The organism is Bartonella sp. AP3QHHD (assembly GCF_042195765.1).
Lineage (GTDB): Bacteria > Pseudomonadota > Alphaproteobacteria > Rhizobiales > Rhizobiaceae > Bartonella.
This window is the reverse complement of record NZ_JBHIPC010000085.1, coordinates 123,641-144,032: the sequence shown is the minus strand read 5'-3', so window position 1 is coordinate 144,032 and position 20,392 is coordinate 123,641. Positions and strand designations below refer to the sequence as shown.

The following is a 20,392-nucleotide window of genomic DNA, read 5'->3' as shown; positions in this document are numbered from 1 at the left end:
AAAATTACACTCTTTCAAAATAGGGTGTATGGTTCTTGAATTTATTCGTCAATAATAGCAAGCAAAAAGATGAAAATTTCTTTATACTCTTAAGCCACAATACAAAAACCGCCCTCGTTATAAACATATTTTGTTCTGATAAAAATCAAAAACATTCAATATTATAAAGCAAAATTGACTTGTTTTGATTATCGAAGCCTTCATTGCTATTATTATCATGGGTTTTGCTTATTATATTTATTAGCGCAAAAGATAAGCTTCTAGTATTGAACGAAAGAACGGTAAAAACCAACAGAAAAAATGCTCAAACTAGGCATTTCATACAAAAGCACTGCACCTACTTTACACTTGTCACCGTAACTTTCTATTTCTTTTCTTTATCACCTTGATGATGCATTGCTAATGTACGCAAACGTAGAGCATTTAATTTAATAAAACCAGTTGCATCTCTTTGATCATAAACACCTTGATCATCCTCGAAAGTTACTAACTCACTGGAATAAAGTGATTTCTTACTTTGGCGCCCTTCAATAATTACATTCCCCTTATAAAGCTTTAACGTGACTTCACCTTCAACATGTTCTTGAGATAAATCAATAGCTGCCTGCAACATCTTACGTTCCGGCGAAAACCAAAATCCATAATAAATGAGTTCTGCATAACGTGGCATCAACTCATCTTTTAAATGAGCTGCGCCACGATCTAACGTTAAAGATTCTATAGCTCTGTGAGCCGTCAAAAGAATGGTTCCACCTGGTGTTTCATAAATACCCCGCGATTTCATACCCACAAAGCGATTTTCTACCAAATCTAACCGACCAATACCATTATCGCGCCCGTAACGATTTAATTCTGCAAGTAAAGTTGCAGGAGATAAATTTTTTCCATTGATTGAAACAGCATCGCCTTTTTTAAAGCCAAGAGTAATTCTGGTTGCTTGATCTGGAGCATCTTCCGGCGAAAGAGTACGCATATGGACATATTCAGGAGCAGGAAGTGCTGGATCTTCTAAAATCTTTCCTTCTGATGAAGAATGCAATAAATTTGCATCCACTGAAAAAGGCGCTTCACCTTGCTTATCCTTTTCTACAGGAATTTGATGAATACGAGCAAATTCAAAGAGATCTGTCCGACTCTTAAAATCCCAATCACGCCATGGAGCAATAATCTTTATATCAGGATTAAGCGCATAAGCGGAAAGCTCAAAGCGTACCTGATCATTGCCTTTTCCTGTTGCTCCATGAGCAATGGCATCTGCCCCTGTTTCCTCAGCAATTTCAATAAGGCGTTTTGAAATAAGTGGACGTGCAATTGATGTTCCTAAAAGATAAGTCCCCTCATAAACGGTATTGGCTCGAAACATCGGAAACACAAAATCACGCACAAATTCTTCGCGCAAATCTTCAATGTAGATCTCTTTAACACCTAGCATTTCAGCTTTACGACGAGCAAGTTCTAGCTCTTCCCCCTGCCCCAAATCTGCTGTAAAAGTTACAACTTCAACACCTAGCGCACTTTGCAACCATTTAAGAATAATTGACGTATCCAATCCACCTGAATAAGCCAAAACAACTTTTCTAATATTTTGCCACCTTTTCATTTTAACGTTCTATATGAGCTACTTTTTTATTTCTACCCAAAAATCAAAACGATGCAAGAAATATAAAAATAAATTCTTTTTAAGCAACATTAAAAAGACGCAAAAACCGTAAATAAAGGTGCCTCAAAGTATAAATAGTGAACACTGCTTAAAATAAAAGGAGATTTACGTGTCATTTCTACCGGAGTGGTCTATTGTTGTACAATTTGCTTTAGCATCGTTGATTTTAGCACTTATTCCAGGACCAGATATGATGCTTTCTGTAGGACGAACCATTACACAAAGCAAAAAAGCTGGAATTATGTGCGCCTTGGGTAGTGCAACAGGGTTTGCCATTCAGGTTACGGCTGTAGCACTTGGCTTATCAGCGCTTATTTTTGCTGCACCACATACTTTTGTTCTTCTGAAAATTGTTGGCGCCTTTTATCTTTTATGGTTTTCCTTTCAAGCGTTACGGAGAAACCCCAATTTTTCCTTTGAACAGACATCTTCTAAATCTCAAAGCGCTAAACGTAACTATCTTGCTGGTATTGGAATTAATCTTCTCAATCCTAAAGTTATACTCTTTAACGCGACATTCTTACCACAATTTATCAATGCGAATGATCCTATGGCAACACAAAAATTACTCTTTTTAGGACTCTCTTATATTCCTATTTCTTTCCCCATTACAATTGCAATCGTTTTTACAGCGCATAAACTTACCAAAACTCTCAAAAAGAACCCTCTTTATATTCGCTTTCTCGACTGGCTTATTGCTGGTACTTTTACCAGCTTTGCCCTCCATCTCCTTGTGGTTACAAAACATTGATTTATAAGTGTAATGTATCGCTTTTAATTTAAATAAAAAAACAAATATTATAAGATTTTTTCATTTCAAACCTGTTTATTTTGAATAAAACAATACCTTTCCTTTGTACATCACAAGAGAAGCTGGAGTTTTCGTATGGATAAAAACTATCTAAGAAAAGAATAAAAACACCTCTTATGAACCATCTCAAGTGCTAAAAGCTGTTACAACATTGGGAGCTAAAAAATAGAATGGTGGTACCAATTTACACCTTTATTAAACATAAAGGTGTAGGAGTACAATACATTTCACAGAAGCTTTTTGTTATACTCCTCACAAGCATTATCGTGATATGAAGAGTGCACTAAGAGATACTTAAAAAACATATCAATGGATAACTCAATGGTATTTATATTTTAGATCCTCTGTTTTGCTTGTGATGCGTGATCTTATTTAAGAAAATAATAAACAAAAACATGAGGCACTGCACAATCTTCACTTTTTAAAATATATTACCGTAGATGCTTTTAAAAGACATAAAACCGAATTAAAGAGTATGAGATAATAAGGTAGAAATTAGTTATAATCCTTAAGACCTCATATTCCCTCTAAATTAGGCTTCCTTCTTAATTTCAGAGATTATACAAACGAGACTATAGACAATATCTTACCCCATTTAGCATATAAACGCTGAAACTGTTCGTCTAGCACTTATCCATCTTAGTATCTGTCTCACATATGCCATCGCATGAGGTTTGGATATTAAATTACAAACAAAAAAGCATAGGCCTCGATATAGCTGAAAATTACGTTAACTAATCACCAATAGCATTTTCAAGTCGTAAACGTTCAGATTTACGTAAGCGCTCTGAAGCCGATTTAAGCTGTCCACATGCAGCTAAAATATCGCGTCCACGCGGTATCCGAATAGGAGAAGCATAGCCCGCTTGATTAACGACATCAGCAAAACGCTCGATTTGCTCCCAATCAGAGCACTGATAATTACTCCCTGTCCACGGATTAAAAGGGATTAAATTAATCTTAGCAGGAATCCCTTTCAATAACTGAATCAATCGCTTAGCATCATCTAAACTATCATTGATATCTTTCAGCATAACATATTCAAATGTGATTCGTTTTGCATTGGAAAGACCAGGATAATTACGGCAAGCCTCCATTAGTAAAGCAAGCGGATATTTTTTATTAATGGGAACAAGCATATCCCTTAGTGTATCGTGTACTGCGTGGAGTGAAATTGCTAACATAACACCAATTTCTTCTCCAGTTCGGATAATTCCAGGAACAACTCCACTAGTTGAAAGCGTAATTCGACGTTTTGATAAAGAAAGTCCATCGCCATCAGAGGCAATCAATAAAGCTTTTTTAACAGCTTCAAAATTATAAAGAGGTTCTCCCATTCCCATCATAACAATATTGGTAATTTTTCGTCCTTCAATGGGAACAATTGCTCCATCAGGGGTATTCTTATCAGGAAAATCACCCAAACAATCACGTGCAACCAATAATTGTGCCAAAATTTCTTCTGCGGTCAGATTACGAACAAGCATCTGCGTTCCCGTATGGCAAAAAGAGCAGGTTAACGTACACCCTACTTGCGATGAAAGACATAAAGTACCACGTCCTTCTTCAGGGATATAAACCGTTTCAATTTCAACAGGCCTTCCAGCTCCACGTGCAGGAAAACGTAAGAGCCATTTACGCGTACCATCTTTTGATATTTGTTCTCCAACAACTTCTGGGCGCGCAATGGAGAAATGACACTTAAGTGTTTCTTGCATTGCTTTAGAAATATTCAGCATATCATCAAAATTTGAAACACCACGCACATAAAGCCAATGCCAAAGCTGACGCACACGCATACGCGTTTGATGCTCTGGTACACCAACTGTCTTTAAAGCTTGCATCATTTCATCTTGCGACAAACCAATTAAAGAGAGCTTAGAACTCTCCTTCACGACCACATTATCTGTTTTTCGTGCAAAACATGAACCAACTGGTCTAAGGTCATAGGAAATGGCCATTGCTTTCCAATTCACATCACTATTTTAGAGTTATCGAAACCTTAATGGCACTTTTGAACTGCATTTAATGCAGCAGTGACCCCTTTTAAGGAATAAGTATAAGTGGTATGCGTTCCTCGTTTTGATATCGCTTGCACTGTCATATTGCTTCCAGCACGCATAGCAGAAACAAGCTGCTTTTCTAGCTCTGATGACGCCAGCCAAGCTGAGGAATCTTTCGTGAAAAAATCAAAGTCCTTACCTCCAATGGTCACTGTCACTCTCGACCCTTCTTGAAGGGTATAACCAGCCATAAACTGCGGTTCAAACGAAATAGGTGAATGAGAACGCTTGGTAACCAAGAAAAAGTTATCACCATGATTAACTGTCGTTGGAAGAGCCTTCAAAGGTACCGATAACACATAGCAAATCGTATTTTTGGGCGATTTATAAGAATAGGCTCCCCACGCTTCAAATTGATTTAAACGGCTTGGCGTTTGTGCATATGCCACTCCCGCTGTAACAAGAACCATTACAGATGCAGCAATAACAGTCTTTTCAAACATCTTCATTTAGCTCACTTCTTTAGTCTCTAACAAGATTTTCTTCATTAGAAAAATTCAACAAAAACTCCTCGATATTCATGTGTTATTGTCCTAATTCCTTCAATAAGCGAAATATTTTCACACTAATCAAAATAGATTTCTACGTTTCATTGTGACCTTTTAATCGTTACCAAAACATAAACTTGTTATTCAATAACCACATTAAAAAATAATATCTTCATTTTACGCTACTTATTTCGTTTTTGTATAAAAAACGATTTCTTTAAGCTATAGAACTTCAAAACGAGATAAAAATATACCATCACTCTGTTAAGAAATAAACCATACTCTTTATATCACAAGCAATCTGATGCAAAATTTTGAAAATACACCCCGGACTCCCCGCAAAAAAGCTTAATCGCCTTACGAATATCACTTCTTGACTTTATGCATTCAATACATTTATGTTCGCAAAATACTCCATCTTTTACTCATTATAGTGCATTCATATTTCGTATTCAATATCGTCCCGATAACACTTTTTCTCAATCTTCAAAAGACCTTGTAAAAATAATAAAATATTATCAAGATATTAATAATAAAACATAAAGAATTTAGATTCTATCTCAATAATCACATACAACTTTGTTTCTTTTGATCTTATTTCCTTATATATTTCATATCCAATTATTAATTTCTAAAATGATTTTAGTAGCTTATAATAGCTTAATCGTATTATTTTAATGTATTAGACGATATTTTTCTTTCTGTTATAAAAAACTTCTTAAGAATTCTTTGGGAAAGTCTCCTTATCTTATTTCTAAGTAATTTATAAAAAGAAATATAAAACTTTTTTCTATAGCAGTTCTAACATTACCGTTTTTTAAACAATATTTTAATCAATTAAAGACACTTAAATAAATCTTCCTATGCATAAAAACTCTTTCACCCAACCTAAAGGTATAATTTTCATTCTTACCGTACAAAATTGTTCTTTAGCATGAGCTCTATACAACAGCAGACATCTAAATCATATCTATAAAATAGTTGATCTCTCCACTTGTGAAGAAGAAAGCTGGCACCATAACACTATTTTCCAGCTCCCAATGTTCTGCTACAACTCTCGATACTTGAGACGATTCATAGGAAGCATTTTTACCCCTTTCTTGTACAGTTTTTATCCACACGCTAATTCCGTTTACAACGTGCAAGGAAATGGTTTTGATTGATTCAACATAAACAAGTTTGGAATGAGAGAATTTTACAATATTCGGATCTCTCATCCAACATGCGAAATAGTGAATTATATTTAAAATCAATATCTTGCTATACTGAAGATACAATATATCTCTTATTTCTTCTTGAGCATTAAAATATTATCCCTAAACACTCAAACTCAACTTACAAAAAAATTCAATGCACAAATAAACTTTTCTGTTGATTTCTTTCCCGCTTTCAAAGGACGAAGATTCTTAATCCAATCTGGACTGAAAAAGTTTGGATTCTTGTCGAGCGGTCTCCTCTTTTCTTCCCACTCATGTGATTCACTTAACTAAAGGCTCTACAGACAAGTCCTGCTTAAAAATATTTACCACGCACTCTAAAGCACTTAATATATTAAGAAGACTTACAGAATTTATCTCACCATATCTCAAATGATAGTGTTTTTACAGTATAACAGGATAAAAGAATCCACGAACATAATAATTAGATGCTTTAATATACGAGAACAAGAAAGGACAAGCCCTTCGTTTTTGTTGCTTGCTCTTTAAAAAGAAGGTCACTTAGAAGTGATTTTCTTAAATCTCATGACATAACCTTTTGTTATTAGTCTTAAGATGCAAATTATATTATTTCCTACGCTCTGTAGTGCATACCTCGCAATTTATACGCTCATAATAACTTTTAAGCTGCATTTGATTCTGAAGTCTGAATCAATAAAGAATAAAGCGCATTGGCATTATGCGTACTGCGCAACTTTTGTACAACATCAGTGTGACGCAAAACACGTGCGATCTGTGATAAAGCTTTTAAGTGATCTGCACCAGCATTTTCAGGTGCTAAAAGGAGAAAAACGAGATCTATAGGTTCGTCGTCAAGAGCTTCAAAATCAACAGGACTTTCAAGACGTGCAAATATACCAATGATCCGATTAATATCAGGTAATTTTCCATGAGGAATCGCAATACCTCCACCCAAACCCGTTGAACCAAGCTTCTCGCGTTGTAAAACAACATCAAAAATCACATGCTCACTAAGACCTGTTAGCTTGGAAGCTTTTTCGGCTAAAATTTGCAGAACCTGTTTTTTCGAATTAGCATTAAGAGCCGGAATGATCGCTTCCGGTGCTATTAACTCACTCAAATTCATACTTTAATTTTCCTCTTACACGCTAAAATGCTCATCAATAAACCTATAAACGCTATAGATACTTAATGTTCTTTCACTTTTCGCAACATCGCATGTGTTTTTACTTTTCAATTTATAATGGGTGATGGCTCAATACATCTCATATCACTTCTAAAACAACAATAAATATTATTCGGATCATCATTAACGGCATAAGAAACCAAAGAAATGAAGTTGTTCATAAAGTTAATTTCCTTACGACTCTAGAAAAGGCCATTATTCATAAATTTATTAAACTTGTCATAAGAGTTGATGTATAATCCGCCATCAGAGTTTTTCTTTCTTTAAAAATGAGCCCTTAAATTAAGATGAAAAGCATACTGAGCAAAATGGACCTTTACTTTGAAAATTACTGTATAGCTTGAACATCGACTTATAACAAGAATATAAAGATTTTTAGAAATTTAATGATTATTTTAAAAGATTTATAGATTTAGCCTGATATCTGTAGCCAAGCTCCTATTTTCAAATAGGCCATATAAACCAATAAAATACGACAACTCCTATTGAATAACCGCAATATATAAACCGGTGCTCCCATCAAAATACCTAAAACAGCATCATCGATATATGATTTGATTCGACAGAGAAAAATATGATAAATATCTCTTACCTTTCAATAACACACGCATTTATTGAGCGCTTCGTTTATCACTCATTATCACGTTAATCTAGTGATATCTTTTCTATGATACAATTATGAGTAAGCTAAACTTATAAAACAACAGACTAACCTCTAATGATGAAGCCTTTTTCACCACTCAATAACAACATTAAGGTTATAGTCATAAAAGAAGTTTTGGCATAAATAAGGAGATTTTCAGTAATAATGTTTGGTTAAACTTAAATGGAAACTCGTGAAAGCTGTAAAATCAAAGAGAAAACTGATTTCCCAAATAAATTCTGCGTACATCAACGTTGTTGATAATATCGTTAGGACAACCGTGAACTAACACCCGCCCTGTATGAATAATATAAGCGCGATCGACAAGCCCTAATGTCTCACGCACATTATGATCCGTTATTAAAATACCAATGCCACGCCTCGTTAAATGACGAATAAGTTGTTGAATATCGAAAATAGCGATAGGATCAATTCCTGCAAATGGTTCATCAAGTAACATAAAATGGGGACGAGAAGCTAAAGCGCGCGCAATTTCAAGTCGCCGACGTTCACCTCCAGATAACGAAAGTGCAGACATTTTACGTAAATGATCAATTTTAAATTCATGTAAAAGGCTATCTAACTCTTCACGTTGTTTAAGGCGATCTTTTTCAACGACCTCTAAAACAGCTTTAATGTTATTTTCTACTGAAAGACCACGAAAAATAGACGCTTCCTGTGGAAGATATCCAATACCTAAACGCGCACGTCGATACATCGGAAGATGCGTAATATCAAATCCATCAATTTTAATGGATCCTCCATCAGATTTTATAAGCCCTGTCACCATATAAAAACAAGTTGTTTTACCTGCCCCATTGGGCCCTAAAATGCCAACGGCTTCTCCCGTACGAATGCCAAAAGAAACACCATTAACAGTTCGTCTTCCTCGATAAACTTTAATCAAATTACTGGCAATCAAGGTCCCTTTTAAGGGATTTTTTGAAGCTTCACTTTCAAGATTATACCTATCGGTCTGTTTTTTTCTTTTGATTCCAAACATGAAATCTTAATGGCCATTCTTTTGATTTTGTTTTAAAATAATAGAAACACGGCCTTTTTTCTTAGGCGTCTCACAACCTTCTAAAAAAGCCTTTCCGCTTTCCATATTTGCCGTTAGTTTGCACCCCGTTGCCACATTGTCACCATCAGTTAACACAACATGATTCCCTGTCAAACTCATCATTTTTGACTTTCCATCAAAAACGCCTTTATCACCCGTAGCAACTTGCGTAGCAATTTTTATATAAACTTTTCCTAAAGCTTCCATTTTTTGTATACTCGACGAACCAAATAAAGAAACAGATGATGCCTTTGTATCTTTCCTGTTTTTATCAATTTCTTTATATGCTTTATCGTAGTAAACAACTAATTCTGCCGTTCTTAAAAGACGTTCACCTTGTACCACTGAAACGTCACCCTTAAAAAGCGCTATCCCTTCTTTATCACGTATTTCCAAAGAATCTGCATGAAGTTCTACCGGTTCTTTATCGCTTGATAGACTTATTCCAAAATGGGCCACTTCAGCATATCCTAAAACTGCTCCTTCTCCTAACATTCCCATGCTAAAAGCCAACATCACACCTATCCATCTTTTGTACGATTTCATTATTTCAATTCTTCTGTTTGTATATACACATACTTCTCTTTATAAATATCCTTTAAAGATTTGTATTGATATTGCGTTATTGCTTTTGAAGCACTAAATGCACACCACCATGGAAATATATGTTTTTTCCTTTTTCTCGAATTTGTAAGGCGTTTGCGGCAAGATTCAAACCGGCTTGCTGAATATTAACACGTTGATCTGTTTTTAACTGTCCCTCGGATAAGTTAATACTAGCTGACATAAATTGTACCATCATCCCATCATTTGTCGTAATCGTGAATGGCTTATCCAACTGTAAAAAACCATTAATGTTATCGTAACCCCCCCCTTGTGCTGAAAGAAAAACCTGTCTTTGTTGGCCCATAAATGCTCTAGCTGTAATGTTTTGCAACCCAATCATTCCAGCGTGGGTATGGTCTTGAAATGCCTTTTCTGCTTTAAGCCAATAAGGTTCATGAGCACGCGTATACCCTTCTAATTTTGGATTGAGCATCGTCAAATTCATCACGCCACTTTCTCCATTATTCAAAGGCATAGAATCAGAAGTAACGGGAACCAAGAAAAACGTCAACCAGCAAAAAACCAGCGCTGAAATCAACGCTAAGAGAGGTAAAAAAATTTTTAATATGCTAATGCGACGCGAATGACGAGATGCTTTTTTTAAAACATCTCCAAAAGATGATTGCGTTGAAAAGGCTTTATAATGATTGTGTACGGACATACTCTCCTGATCTCTTAAATCCTCCGCATTTTTAATCTGTATACCCTTTATAGAAGGTATTTTCAAATTTTGTTTCTTGCAATTTGTTTTTTCTTGATTTTATTTTGCTTTTATCCGTTTATATATTGTAATATGCATGGAGTGCACAATTACAAAATTTTTTTGTGTGAAAGTGAGGCTATTGTGGTAAAATCAGAGCTTGTGCAAATTATCGCTCGTCATAACCCGCATCTTTTTCAACGGGATGTGGAGAATATTGTAAATGCTATTTTTGAGGAAATTGCAACAGCACTTGCAAATGGCAATCGCGTTGAACTTCGTGGATTTGGAGCTTTTTCTGTAAAAAGCCGTTCAGCCCGTAATGGACGTAATCCACGAACAGGTGAAGCCGTTTCTGTTGAAGAAAAGTGGATTCCTTTTTTTAAAACTGGCAAGGATTTACGCGACCGTCTTAATCAGTGAGAAACTTATGATAATTAAACGTATTCTTCTAACAAGTATCGGTGTGATTCTCGCAGCGGTTTTGATTGTTTTTATCGTGGCTAATCGTCAAATGGTTCCGTTAACCCTTGATCCTTTTCGAGCAAATCCTGAAAGTTTTACTTATCATGCTCCCCTCTTTATATGGCTCTTTATTTTCTTTGTTTTTGGTATTTTATTAGGAAATCTGATCAGTTGGTTTTCCTACCACAAATACAAAAAAGCTCTCAAAAAAAGTAAAGCCGAGATTGAAAAATTGAAAACATCTATCACAAATCTGGTGTAATGGTATTTAAATGAAATCTTTTCTCTCTGTATTCTATATTCAGTACAGAGTTAAAAGTGCTCTTTTTCTTTTTTATACATGTTTTAATTGACTTTAGCTTTTTTGCACTTTTACGAAACATTTAAGAGTTTTATAATATATTTTTATACCTCATATACCGTGATACAAAACATGCCCGCACAATGCTTTCAATTCTCCCATAACAATAGATATCCGCAGGAAAAGCTGCCCCTTATTTTAGAAACGGGTATAAGCGAAAACTATGCTCTCATTGATTCTGGTCATGGACAAAAATTAGAACGTTATGGAGCTTACCGCATTATTCGACCAGAAGGTCAAGCACTATGGAAACCCGCTTTACCACAAAAAAAATGGGCTGATGTTGATGCTATTTTCACAGGAAACCTTGATGAAGAAGGGGTTGGGCGTTGGCATTTTCCTAAAAAGCCACTTGATGAAACATGGGCTCTTGCTTGGAATGGATTGTCTTTTCTAGGCCGTTTTACTTCCTTTCGTCATGTGGGGGTTTTTCCTGAACAAGATGCCCATTGGCGCTCTATGGAAGAACAAATTGTTAAAGCCGAACGCCCTATAAAATTGTTGAATCTTTTTGGCTATACAGGTATTGCCTCTTTGATTGGAGCACGAGCAGGTGCGAATGTTACCCATGTTGATGCTTCTAAAAAAGCCATTGCGTGGGCAAAAGCTAATCAAGAAAGAGCAGGATTACCAGATCATTCTATTCGCTGGATTTGCGATGATGCTATGAAATTTGTCGAGCGTGAACTGCGTCGTAAGAAAAGCTATGATATGATTCTTCTTGATCCCCCTGCTTATGGGCGTGGACCCCATGGTGAAATTTGGCAACTGTTTGATCATTTACCCGCTATGATCACAAATTGTCGTAAACTTCTCTCTGATAAACCGCTCTCTGTTGTCCTTACGGCTTATTCTATTCGTGCTTCCTTCTTTGCACTTCATGCTTTAATGCGTGATGCATTTGTAAATCTTGGTGGTACGGTCGAATCAGGAGAACTCATTTTGCGTGAAGAAGTTGCAGGACGTGCTCTTTCTACTTCTCTTTTTAGCCGTTGGATTGCTTGAATATGTGTAGACCCAAAACTGGTAGAGTGAAAGAAATTACCTCTCTTAGCAACCCCATCATAAAAAATCTTAAAGCACTTAGCCAAAAGAAAAACCGTAATAGAGAAGGTCTTTTCATGGCAGAAGGATTGAAATTGGTCATTGATGCTCTCAATCTTGGCTGGACAATACAGACGCTTATTTTTTCTAAAAGTGAAATCGGTAATGCTACTATCGAAAATACTGCCGCACGTGCTGTAGCCAACGGTGGTTTTGTTATTAAAGCCTCACAAAAGGTTATGGAATCACTTACCCGACGCGATAATCCACAAACAGTTATTGGTATTTTCAAGCAAAAATGGCACTCTTTTGGAATGATAAAAGGGCAGATTAAAGATGTTTACATCGCGCTTGATCGTGTACGTGATCCTGGAAACCTTGGTACCATTATTCGAACAGCTGATGCTGTAGGTGCTAAAGGTGTTATTTTAATTGGCGAGACAACAGACCCTTTCTCGCCTGAAACAGTCCGTGCAACCATGGGATCTATTTTCTCTGTACCACTTTATCGTTTTGATGAAAACGGCTTTTTAAACTGGTCTTCTCACTTTAAAGGTATGATTGTTGGAACACACCTCAAAGGTTCTCTGGATTATCGCACACTTGACTTCAAAAATGGCCCTATTATCCTTTTAATGGGAAATGAAAAACAGGGATTATCAGATCTTCTTACGAATCGGTGTGATAAACTTACGCGTATTCCACAAAGCGGACGAGCAGACTCGCTTAATCTAGCTGTAGCAACAGCTGTTATGCTTTATGAAATCCGTCGCCCCTATTTAATACTGGAACCATGTGAGGAAAAACATGATTCGTAAATCACTCCCTTTTCTTCTCTTGGGCTTGGCTTTTACAGTAGTACTTGATCAAGCTGTCAAATATTGGGTTATGCACAATATGCCTTTAGGAACAGAAATTTCGCTTATTCCTTTTCTTTCCCTTTATCATGTGCGCAATTCTGGCATTGCATTTTCGTTTTTTTCTTCCTTTTCTCAGTGGGGAATCATCGCCATCACGATCATTGTGATTATCTTTCTTCTATGGTTATGGAAAAATACTGAATATAATAAGTCTTTAATGCGCTTTGGTCTTATTCTTATTATTGGGGGAGCCATTGGCAATCTCATTGATCGTATGCGCTTTCATCATGTCACTGATTATATACTTTTTCATATTGATGATATTTTTTATTTTGCTATTTTCAACCTTGCAGATAGTTTTATCACTCTCGGTGTTATTGCCATCCTTATTGAAGAATTGCGTACTTGGATGAAAGCAAGGCGTCATTCCAATAGTACATCTTCTCATTGATATGTTCAGTGCCTTAGAAAACAGAGATTATTGACCATCACAAGTCTGATTACGCATTGATTTCTCTTAATCAATTCTTGTTGCTCGTCATTTCACGTGTTTCTCTTCATGGGACTATAAGATCTTACTTTCTTTCCAACTTTACATTTCTACACTTAGTTAGTGCAAAAGAAATGAACCCAAATAGAATCAATATTTTTTATCCATGTGTCCTACATCACAATTTTTGAGGAGACACTTCACAGCATTTGAAGTTCTGTTTATTTGATTAGAACAATTGCTTTTCGTATGTTTTTTAGTTTTTACAGATATCGCTTTTACAGAGCCTTTCTTAAGTGCTTCGTTTAAAAACTCTCCTTTTTTATTTTATATATTGTTTAATAAAAAACATTTTTTCAACTATTTTCAATGGTGTATTGTTAAAGCAACATATTGATTATAAATATAAATTACCGTTTTTCATATTGAATAAAAGCCCTTACTATCCTAAATCTCTTTTATTTGGAATCTGTTCATGTTGAATCCATTAAAACCATGTCTCTTGTAAGACACAAGCAAGTCAATAATCTTGATTGATTTAATATGAACAGATTTTCAACCAGAGAATCTTGCGATATTCGGAGTATCATTTAGCATTCAAAAAGACAATTTATCATTATACATCAATATATTATATAAAAATCCAATTCAATAGCTCTTATAACCGTGCAAAACAGATGCAATATTGGAGGTTGAAAATAGTGTGATGATACTTGCCGCTCTTCTCATAAACGCAAAAATAGTGAATATTTTATAAGGGATTGTATTACATAGTTTCTGTGCATAATAGAAAAGTTTCTAAGTGTAGTCTTTTTATTTTGCAAAAATATGGCAAAAAATGGAAATATTTTTTATTAAAATGAACTATTTCCTTACCAATTTGTAAGGTTCCTTCTTCATATAAATCTCTTGTAATTTTTAAATAAATCTCCATAATAAGAGCATATATGCTGGAATTCTGTCAGTGATTCTTAAGGGTTTTTGTATTTGCCCAATTAAGGCTTATACCAAGCTTATCTGTGTAATGACAGAGACACCTTTAAAGCCCTATACCTGACAGAACATATGCTAAAGGATTTTATATTATGGCTAATTTTAAAAATTTACGTTCGGCGCCTACTTCTCACGCCGATGCATCAATTGATCAGGGATTGCGCGACTATATGTTGGGTGTCTATAATACAATGGCCATTGGTTTGCTTATTACAGCTGCTGCCGCTTATGTAATTGTATCATTAGCAACGACAACAGATATGAACCAAGCAGCAGCTCAAATCAATAGCAGTGTTTATTTAACATCATTTGGAGTAACATTTTATACATCGCCATTCTCTTACATTGTTATGTTTGCACCACTCATAGCAGTTTTATTCCTCAGTTTTAAAATTAATACATTGAGCACAAATGCTGCTCGTAGCCTCTTTTTTGGTTATGCTGCTCTGGTTGGTCTTTCACTGTCTTCAATCGTTTTGCGCTATACGACAGAAAGTGTTGTGCAAACCTTTGTCATTTCCGCCGCAACTTTTGGAGCTCTTTCACTTTATGGATACACAACAAAGCGTGATCTCACAGCAATCGGTTCATTCTTATTCATTGGATTGATCGGCTTGTTGCTTTCCATGATTGTGAACATTTTTCTTGGATCAAGCGCTTTGCAGTTTGCTATCTCTGTGATTGGTGTTTTTATCTTTGCTGGTTTAACAGCCTACGATACCCAGAGCATTAAGTTGATGTATTATGAAGGAGATGAAAGCGATACCAGAGGACGTAAAGTTATTATGGGCGCGCTGAATCTTTATCTTGATTTCATCAATATGTTTGTCTTCTTGCTACAGTTTCTTGGCTCAAACCGTGATTGATTGCAAAAATCATTACTTAATTAAAGAACCTTGTTTCTAAAAGAGACAAGGTTCTTTTGTTTTTAGTGTAAATCTTTACCCTCTGCTTCTTAGAAACTATTCTTTTCGCAAAATGACAAAAATCCCTTATAAGCAAAAATTCCCTTGGTTTACCGGTTTTATCCAACAAAAACTCCATAGCTCCCTTTTAAATACAACTCACAGCCGCTCTCATCATCAATCAAACATCGTCAATCAAAATAGTAATTATGATCTGACCGTTGCTTCCTATAATGTGCATAAATGTGTAGGTGTTGATAAAGTTTTTAATCCTACAAGAATTGTCCGTGTTATTACTGAATTACAAGTTGATATCCTTGCTCTTCAAGAAGCAGATAAACGTTTTGGGGAACGCATCGGTTTGATTAATCTTCAGCTATTAAAAGCTGAAACCGGTTTGATTCCTGTACCTCTTAATACTACGTCACCTCATGGCCATGGTTGGCATGGGAATGCTCTTTTTTTGCAAAAGGGATATGTACGTGATACTTTACAAGTCACTCTTCCTAGTATTGAACCACGTGGGGCTGTAATTGTAGAGTTGGAAATGGCAGCAGGCCCTATTCGTATTATTGCGGCTCATTTTGGCTTATTACGTTACTCTCGTAAACAACAAACAAAAATGCTCCTTGAAATTTTCCAAAAACGCCCCCTTATGCCTACACTCCTCATAGGAGATTTTAATGAATGGCGAATGGGAAAAGGCTCATCTTTAAATCATTTTTCTCCCTATTTTGATAGCACTTTTGAAGTTGTACCAAGCTTTCCCTCTCGTTTTCCTTTGTTAGCCCTTGATAGAGTTTTTTCTTTTCCCCACCAATTGGTAACAAGTATTGAAAATCATTATTCACCACTTGCACGCATTGCTTCAGATCATTTGCCTATCAAAGCCTATCTTAATCTTTCCAACGCAATCAATATTCTTAAAAATAAATAAAAAAATTAATGTGCCTCATCCCAATTTTGAGCCGTCATAACTTTTACTTCAAGCGGTACAGATAAAGATAGAACCGGTATTGTAGCATTTTCCATAACATTTTTAACAACAGTCATGGTTTTTTTACTTTCTTCTTCTGGTACTTCAAAAATCAGTTCATCATGAACTTGCAGCAACATTTTTGCTGATAGTTTTTCTTCTTTTAAAGCATCTCCCATATGTATCATAGCGCGGCGAATAATATCTGCTGCAGAACCTTGAATTGGAGCATTGATAGCCGCCCGCTCATTAAGAGAACGAATTTTTACATTCTTTGCTTTTATCTCTGGATAATGGATACGACGTCCAAAAATTGTTTCTACATAACCATTTTCACGTGCAAAGATTTTGGTCTTCTCCATATAATCTTTAATTCCTGGAAATCTTTCAAAATACAGTTGAATATAACGACCCGCTTCTTGGCGTGAAATTCCCAATTGATTGGCTAGTCCAAAAGCTGAAATACCATAAATAATACCAAAATTAATCGCTTTTGCACGCCGTCGTATATCTGAATGCATTCCTTCTATCGCAACACCAAACATTTGTGATGCCGTTATAGCGTGAATATCATGCCCTTTAGCAAAAGCTTCTTTTAATGCTTTTATATCCGCAATATGTGCAAGAATGCGCAACTCAATCTGACTATAATCAGCAGAAAGTAACACATGTCCTTTGGGAGCAATAAAAGCTGTTCGAATTTTACGTCCTTCAGCAGTTCGCACTGGAATATTTTGCAAATTTGGCTCTGATGATGATAACCGACCTGTTGATGTTATTGCCAAAGAATAATTTGTATGAACTCGCCCTGTTTTTGAAAAAATATAAGAAGGCAAGGCATCTGTATAGGTAGATTTTAGCTTTGAAAGTTGACGCCACTCAATAATTTTACGCGGTAAAATATGACCTTCAGCAGCCAACTCTTCTAAGGTCCGTGCAGAAGTTGACCATTGTCCACCCTTAGTTTTAGCGCCTCCAGGCAATCCCATTTTGCCAAAAAGGATATCCCCTAATTGCTTTGGCGAAGCAAGATTAAACTTTTCATCAGCTTGTTTGTAAATTTCCTCTTCTAGAATCAAAGCAGCTTGTGCTAACTCTCCTGAAAGACGCAATAAAATCTGCCTATCAATAAGAATCCCCCGTTCTTCCATTCTTGCAAGAACTTCTACAAGAGGCCGATCAAGACGTTCATAAATTTTTGTCATTCCACGAGCAACAAGTTGCGGTTTCAATACTTGCCAAAGACGTAGCTTTATATCAGCATCTTCCGCCGCATAAAGGGTTGCTTGTTTTAAATCTACTTGTGCAAAAGAAGTATTTTTTTTCCCGTTATGCGTTAAATCTTTATAGACAATTGGTTTATGCTCAAGCCAACGTTCAGACAAATCATCCATATTATGGGTTAACATTCCAGCATCAAAAGCATATGATAAAAGCATGATGTCGTCAAAAGAGCTTATCATAATGTCGTATTGCTTCATCACCAACCAATCATATTTTATATTATGACCAATTTTTAACACCGCTGAATCTTCTAATATCGGTTTTAAAAGTGCTAAAGCTTTTTGGGCCTCAATCTGTGAGGTAATGCGCCCGCCCCTCAAAAGGTCCTCTTCTCCTTCATCAAAATGTTCAAGAGGTATATAAGCTGCTTTTTCCGGCTGTAATGCGAGTGAAAAACCAACAAGCTTTGCTTGCATCGGATCAAGAGATGTTGTTTTAGTATCAAAAGCGAAAAAACCCTGCTCTTGTGCTTGTGATAACCAGTCTTTTAAAATTTCCTCATCAAGAATTGTTGTATAAGCATCTCTTGTAATTTTTTGAGTCAGCGCTTGATCTTTACGTTTTTGTGCAAAAACTTGTGGAGAATTTTCAGAAAAATTATGAAGAGATGCGCGCTCAGTATTCTTGATATAAGAATCATGCCTGATATCAGAATCATTCCTGGGGCTTAGTTTTTTCCATTCAACATCTATATCAAGTGCGTCAATAACAGCTGCATCGCATGTCGTTGCCTCTGCCACGCGACGCGTTAATGTTGAAAACTCCATCGCTTTCAAAAAAGCAATTAAACGTGGACCATCTTGTGGCTCCAAAATAAAATCATCTAAATCATTATCTATAGGAACATCTGTTTTAAGCCTGACAAGTTCACGAGATATTTTAACTTGTTCTCTATAAGCTTGAATGTTTTCACGTCGTTTTGTTTGTTTAATTTCTGTTACGTTTTGCAATAAAAGATCAAGAGAACCAAATTCATTTAACAACTGAGCTGCAGTTTTTGGACCAATGCCTGGAATACCCGGTACATTATCCGTTGAATCTCCAATTAATGCTTGTAAATCAATCATTTTTTCAGGCGCAACACCCCATTTTTCTATAACTTCTGAGATACCTATATGCTTATCTTTCATTCCATCATACAAAGATACATGCGTATTTACGAGTTGCATAAGATCCTTATCAGAAGAAATAATGGTTGTTTTTGCCCCAACCGTTGTTGCCAACTTTGCATAGGTAGCAATTAAATCATCCGCTTCAAAGCCTTCCTTTTCAATACAAGGCAAATTAAAAGCCTTCGTTGCTTGGCGTATTAGCGCGAATTGAGGAATTAGATCTTCAGGAGGTTCAACGCGATTCGCTTTATATTCAGGATAAATTTGTTTCCGAAAAGTATCAGATGAATAATCAAAAATAACAGCAAAATGTGTTGGAACGACACCCGTAGCTGTATTACGAGCATCACAAAGTAATTTCCATAACATATTGCAAAAACCAGCTACTGCTCCTACAGGAAGTCCATCCTTTTTACGTTTTAAAGGCGGCAAAGCATAATAAGCACGAAAAATATAGCCTGATCCGTCAACCAAAAAAAGATGATCTGTTGCTTTCATAACAATTTTTTCTCCATTTCAGCTAAAAAAACAAATTACCCTTATATATTTTTTCACTTTGCCTCTAAAAAGCCATTTTTTCTCTTCATAAGACGTGAAGTCGTTGCACTTTATATTAAGTACCTAGAGCTTTTCTTTGCTGTTACAGGATTAATAGCTTTCATTTTGCTCCTCCTATGATAGCTGAGGTACGATGTAGCGACAGGGTCGTTGTGGTGTTCCCCTCCCCACAACGACCGTTTTTTTGACATCGATATCCTTTAATTTCAATCGTGACTCTTTTAGATAAAAGATGATGTTATTCATGAATTTTGAAGTTTTTCCACAGAGCTTTTTCACCCATTTTGTAGATAAAATCAGCGTGTAACTTTTTTTCTTGCGTACTCAATCTTGAAGGTAAAACCTGTGGGCGAATTTTAACGGCATAAGATGTATCTTTATCGTTCTGGATATGTTCATCAATACCCCTTCTGTTATCAAAACCCAATACACCTTGCTTTCCACCGATGAGCTCAATATAAACATCAGCTAGAATCTCTGCATCAAGCAAAGCACCATGAAGAACACGATGGCTGTTATCAATTCCAAAACGTTTGCATAAAATATCAAGAGAATTAGGACCCATAGGAAATTTACGCCGCGCCATAGCCAATGTATCAAGAATATTATCAACACTGATAAGCGGTTTGTTGACGCGTTTTAATTCTGCATTAATAAAACCAATATCAAAACTCGCATTATGCGCAATCATTGTCGCGTCTTTGATAAATTCCAAAAATTCATCAACAATATCACTAAAACTTTTCTCGTTTTTCAAGCGTTCATTGGTTAATCCGTGAATTGCTACAACTTCATCAGGAATAATAACGCCTTCAGGGTTTAAATAAACATGAAATTGGCGTCCTGTGAGATAACGATCAACCATTTCTACACAACCAATTTCGATTATGCGATCTTTCTCTTTATCTAAACCTGTTGTTTCTGTATCAAAAATAATTTCACGCAT

At 35.9% G+C, this 20,392-nt stretch carries 17 protein-coding genes; 8 read left to right on the top strand and 9 right to left on the bottom strand.

What is annotated here, in order from left to right:
• Positions 1-364: 364 nt before the first annotated feature.
• Entirely contained in the window at positions 365-1,600 is a 1,236-nt protein-coding gene (locus ACFIL7_RS05815; RefSeq protein ID WP_375636390.1) for an argininosuccinate synthase, read from the bottom strand.
• A gap of 169 nt (positions 1,601-1,769) precedes the next feature.
• Between ACFIL7_RS05815 and ACFIL7_RS05810 the strand changes: the two genes are divergently transcribed.
• Positions 1,770-2,411 carry a LysE family translocator gene (locus ACFIL7_RS05810; protein ID WP_375617465.1) on the top strand — a complete coding sequence of 214 codons (642 nt, stop codon included), beginning with the start codon at positions 1,770-1,772 and terminating at the stop codon, positions 2,409-2,411.
• 794 nt (positions 2,412-3,205) lie between these two features.
• Here ACFIL7_RS05810 and rlmN read toward each other — a convergent pair.
• From rlmN to lptC, 6 genes are all read right to left on the bottom strand, one after another.
• Positions 3,206-4,432: a 23S rRNA (adenine(2503)-C(2))-methyltransferase RlmN gene (gene rlmN / locus ACFIL7_RS05805; protein WP_375642779.1), complete on the bottom strand. Its 1,227-nt coding sequence runs from the start codon at positions 4,430-4,432 to the stop codon at positions 3,206-3,208.
• Between the two features lie 41 nt (positions 4,433-4,473).
• On the bottom strand, positions 4,474-4,977 hold the full coding sequence (locus tag ACFIL7_RS05800; RefSeq protein ID WP_375633737.1) for an invasion associated locus B family protein: 504 nt from the start codon (positions 4,975-4,977) through the stop codon (positions 4,474-4,476).
• A gap of 1,884 nt (positions 4,978-6,861) precedes the next feature.
• Positions 6,862-7,326 (bottom strand): PTS IIA-like nitrogen regulatory protein PtsN, encoded by a 465-nt coding sequence (gene ptsN, locus ACFIL7_RS05795; protein ID WP_375636394.1) that lies wholly within the window; start codon positions 7,324-7,326, stop codon positions 6,862-6,864.
• 911 nt (positions 7,327-8,237) lie between these two features.
• Positions 8,238-9,032, bottom strand: coding sequence for an LPS export ABC transporter ATP-binding protein (gene lptB, locus ACFIL7_RS05790; protein ID WP_375633647.1), 795 nt, complete (start codon positions 9,030-9,032; stop codon positions 8,238-8,240).
• A 6-nt stretch (positions 9,033-9,038) separates the two neighbouring features.
• Complete coding sequence (locus ACFIL7_RS05785) at positions 9,039-9,638, bottom strand: LptA/OstA family protein (RefSeq protein WP_375633646.1); 600 nt, start codon at positions 9,636-9,638, stop codon at positions 9,039-9,041.
• A 76-nt stretch (positions 9,639-9,714) separates the two neighbouring features.
• A complete protein-coding gene (gene lptC, locus ACFIL7_RS05780) occupies positions 9,715-10,359 on the bottom strand; it encodes an LPS export ABC transporter periplasmic protein LptC (protein WP_375633645.1) in 645 nt (214 codons plus the stop codon).
• 183 nt (positions 10,360-10,542) lie between these two features.
• Between lptC and ihfB the strand changes: the two genes are divergently transcribed.
• The 7 genes from ihfB (at position 10,543) to ACFIL7_RS05745 (ending at position 16,453) form a co-directional block, all read left to right on the top strand.
• Positions 10,543-10,821, top strand: a complete 279-nt coding sequence (gene ihfB / locus ACFIL7_RS05775) for an integration host factor subunit beta (protein WP_273790186.1) — start codon at positions 10,543-10,545, stop codon at positions 10,819-10,821.
• Between the two features lie 7 nt (positions 10,822-10,828).
• Entirely contained in the window at positions 10,829-11,125 is a 297-nt protein-coding gene (locus tag ACFIL7_RS05770) for a lipopolysaccharide assembly protein LapA domain-containing protein (RefSeq protein ID WP_375617461.1), read from the top strand.
• A 171-nt stretch (positions 11,126-11,296) separates the two neighbouring features.
• Entirely contained in the window at positions 11,297-12,229 is a 933-nt protein-coding gene (locus ACFIL7_RS05765; protein WP_375633644.1) for a class I SAM-dependent methyltransferase, read from the top strand.
• A 2-nt stretch (positions 12,230-12,231) separates the two neighbouring features.
• On the top strand, positions 12,232-13,086 hold the full coding sequence (locus ACFIL7_RS05760; protein ID WP_375662005.1) for a TrmH family RNA methyltransferase: 855 nt from the start codon (positions 12,232-12,234) through the stop codon (positions 13,084-13,086).
• Positions 13,076-13,579 carry a signal peptidase II gene (lspA, locus tag ACFIL7_RS05755; RefSeq protein WP_375683437.1) on the top strand — a complete coding sequence of 168 codons (504 nt, stop codon included), beginning with the start codon at positions 13,076-13,078 and terminating at the stop codon, positions 13,577-13,579. The genes ACFIL7_RS05760 and lspA overlap by 11 nt, the downstream gene beginning before the upstream one ends.
• 1,124 nt (positions 13,580-14,703) lie before the next feature.
• A complete protein-coding gene (locus ACFIL7_RS05750) occupies positions 14,704-15,477 on the top strand; it encodes a Bax inhibitor-1/YccA family protein (protein WP_375654801.1) in 774 nt (257 codons plus the stop codon).
• A gap of 112 nt (positions 15,478-15,589) precedes the next feature.
• On the top strand, positions 15,590-16,453 hold the full coding sequence (locus ACFIL7_RS05745; protein ID WP_375683436.1) for an endonuclease/exonuclease/phosphatase family protein: 864 nt from the start codon (positions 15,590-15,592) through the stop codon (positions 16,451-16,453).
• Positions 16,454-16,458: 5 nt separating this feature from the next.
• Here ACFIL7_RS05745 and polA read toward each other — a convergent pair whose 3' ends face one another.
• A complete protein-coding gene (gene polA / locus ACFIL7_RS05740) occupies positions 16,459-19,386 on the bottom strand; it encodes a DNA polymerase I (protein ID WP_375683435.1) in 2,928 nt (975 codons plus the stop codon).
• A 298-nt stretch (positions 19,387-19,684) separates the two neighbouring features.
• A complete protein-coding gene (gene dnaQ, locus ACFIL7_RS05735; RefSeq protein ID WP_375662008.1) occupies positions 19,685-20,392 on the bottom strand; it encodes a DNA polymerase III subunit epsilon in 708 nt (235 codons plus the stop codon).

Excerpts from the sequence above, each read along its gene's own strand:
- lptC (WP_375633645.1), bottom strand. The coding sequence starts at position 10,359 with ATGTCCGTACACAATCATTATAAAGCCTTTTCAACGCAATCATCTTTT.
- ACFIL7_RS05765 (WP_375633644.1), top strand. The coding sequence starts at position 11,297 with ATGCCCGCACAATGCTTTCAATTCTCCCATAACAATAGATATCCGCAG.
- polA (WP_375683435.1), bottom strand. The coding sequence starts at position 19,386 with ATGAAAGCAACAGATCATCTTTTTTTGGTTGACGGATCAGGCTATATT.
- lspA (WP_375683437.1), top strand. The coding sequence starts at position 13,076 with ATGATTCGTAAATCACTCCCTTTTCTTCTCTTGGGCTTGGCTTTTACA.
- dnaQ (WP_375662008.1), bottom strand. The coding sequence starts at position 20,392 with ATGCGTGAAATTATTTTTGATACAGAAACAACAGGTTTAGATAAAGAG.
- ACFIL7_RS05785 (WP_375633646.1), bottom strand. The coding sequence starts at position 9,638 with ATGAAATCGTACAAAAGATGGATAGGTGTGATGTTGGCTTTTAGCATG.
- ACFIL7_RS05800 (WP_375633737.1), bottom strand. The coding sequence starts at position 4,977 with ATGTTTGAAAAGACTGTTATTGCTGCATCTGTAATGGTTCTTGTTACA.
- ACFIL7_RS05760 (WP_375662005.1), top strand. The coding sequence starts at position 12,232 with ATGTGTAGACCCAAAACTGGTAGAGTGAAAGAAATTACCTCTCTTAGC.
- ACFIL7_RS05750 (WP_375654801.1), top strand. The coding sequence starts at position 14,704 with ATGGCTAATTTTAAAAATTTACGTTCGGCGCCTACTTCTCACGCCGAT.
- lptB (WP_375633647.1), bottom strand. The coding sequence starts at position 9,032 with ATGTTTGGAATCAAAAGAAAAAAACAGACCGATAGGTATAATCTTGAA.
- rlmN (WP_375642779.1), bottom strand. The coding sequence starts at position 4,432 with ATGGCCATTTCCTATGACCTTAGACCAGTTGGTTCATGTTTTGCACGA.
- ACFIL7_RS05770 (WP_375617461.1), top strand. The coding sequence starts at position 10,829 with ATGATAATTAAACGTATTCTTCTAACAAGTATCGGTGTGATTCTCGCA.
- ptsN (WP_375636394.1), bottom strand. The coding sequence starts at position 7,326 with ATGAATTTGAGTGAGTTAATAGCACCGGAAGCGATCATTCCGGCTCTT.
- ACFIL7_RS05745 (WP_375683436.1), top strand. The coding sequence starts at position 15,590 with ATGACAAAAATCCCTTATAAGCAAAAATTCCCTTGGTTTACCGGTTTT.
- ACFIL7_RS05815 (WP_375636390.1), bottom strand. The coding sequence starts at position 1,600 with ATGAAAAGGTGGCAAAATATTAGAAAAGTTGTTTTGGCTTATTCAGGT.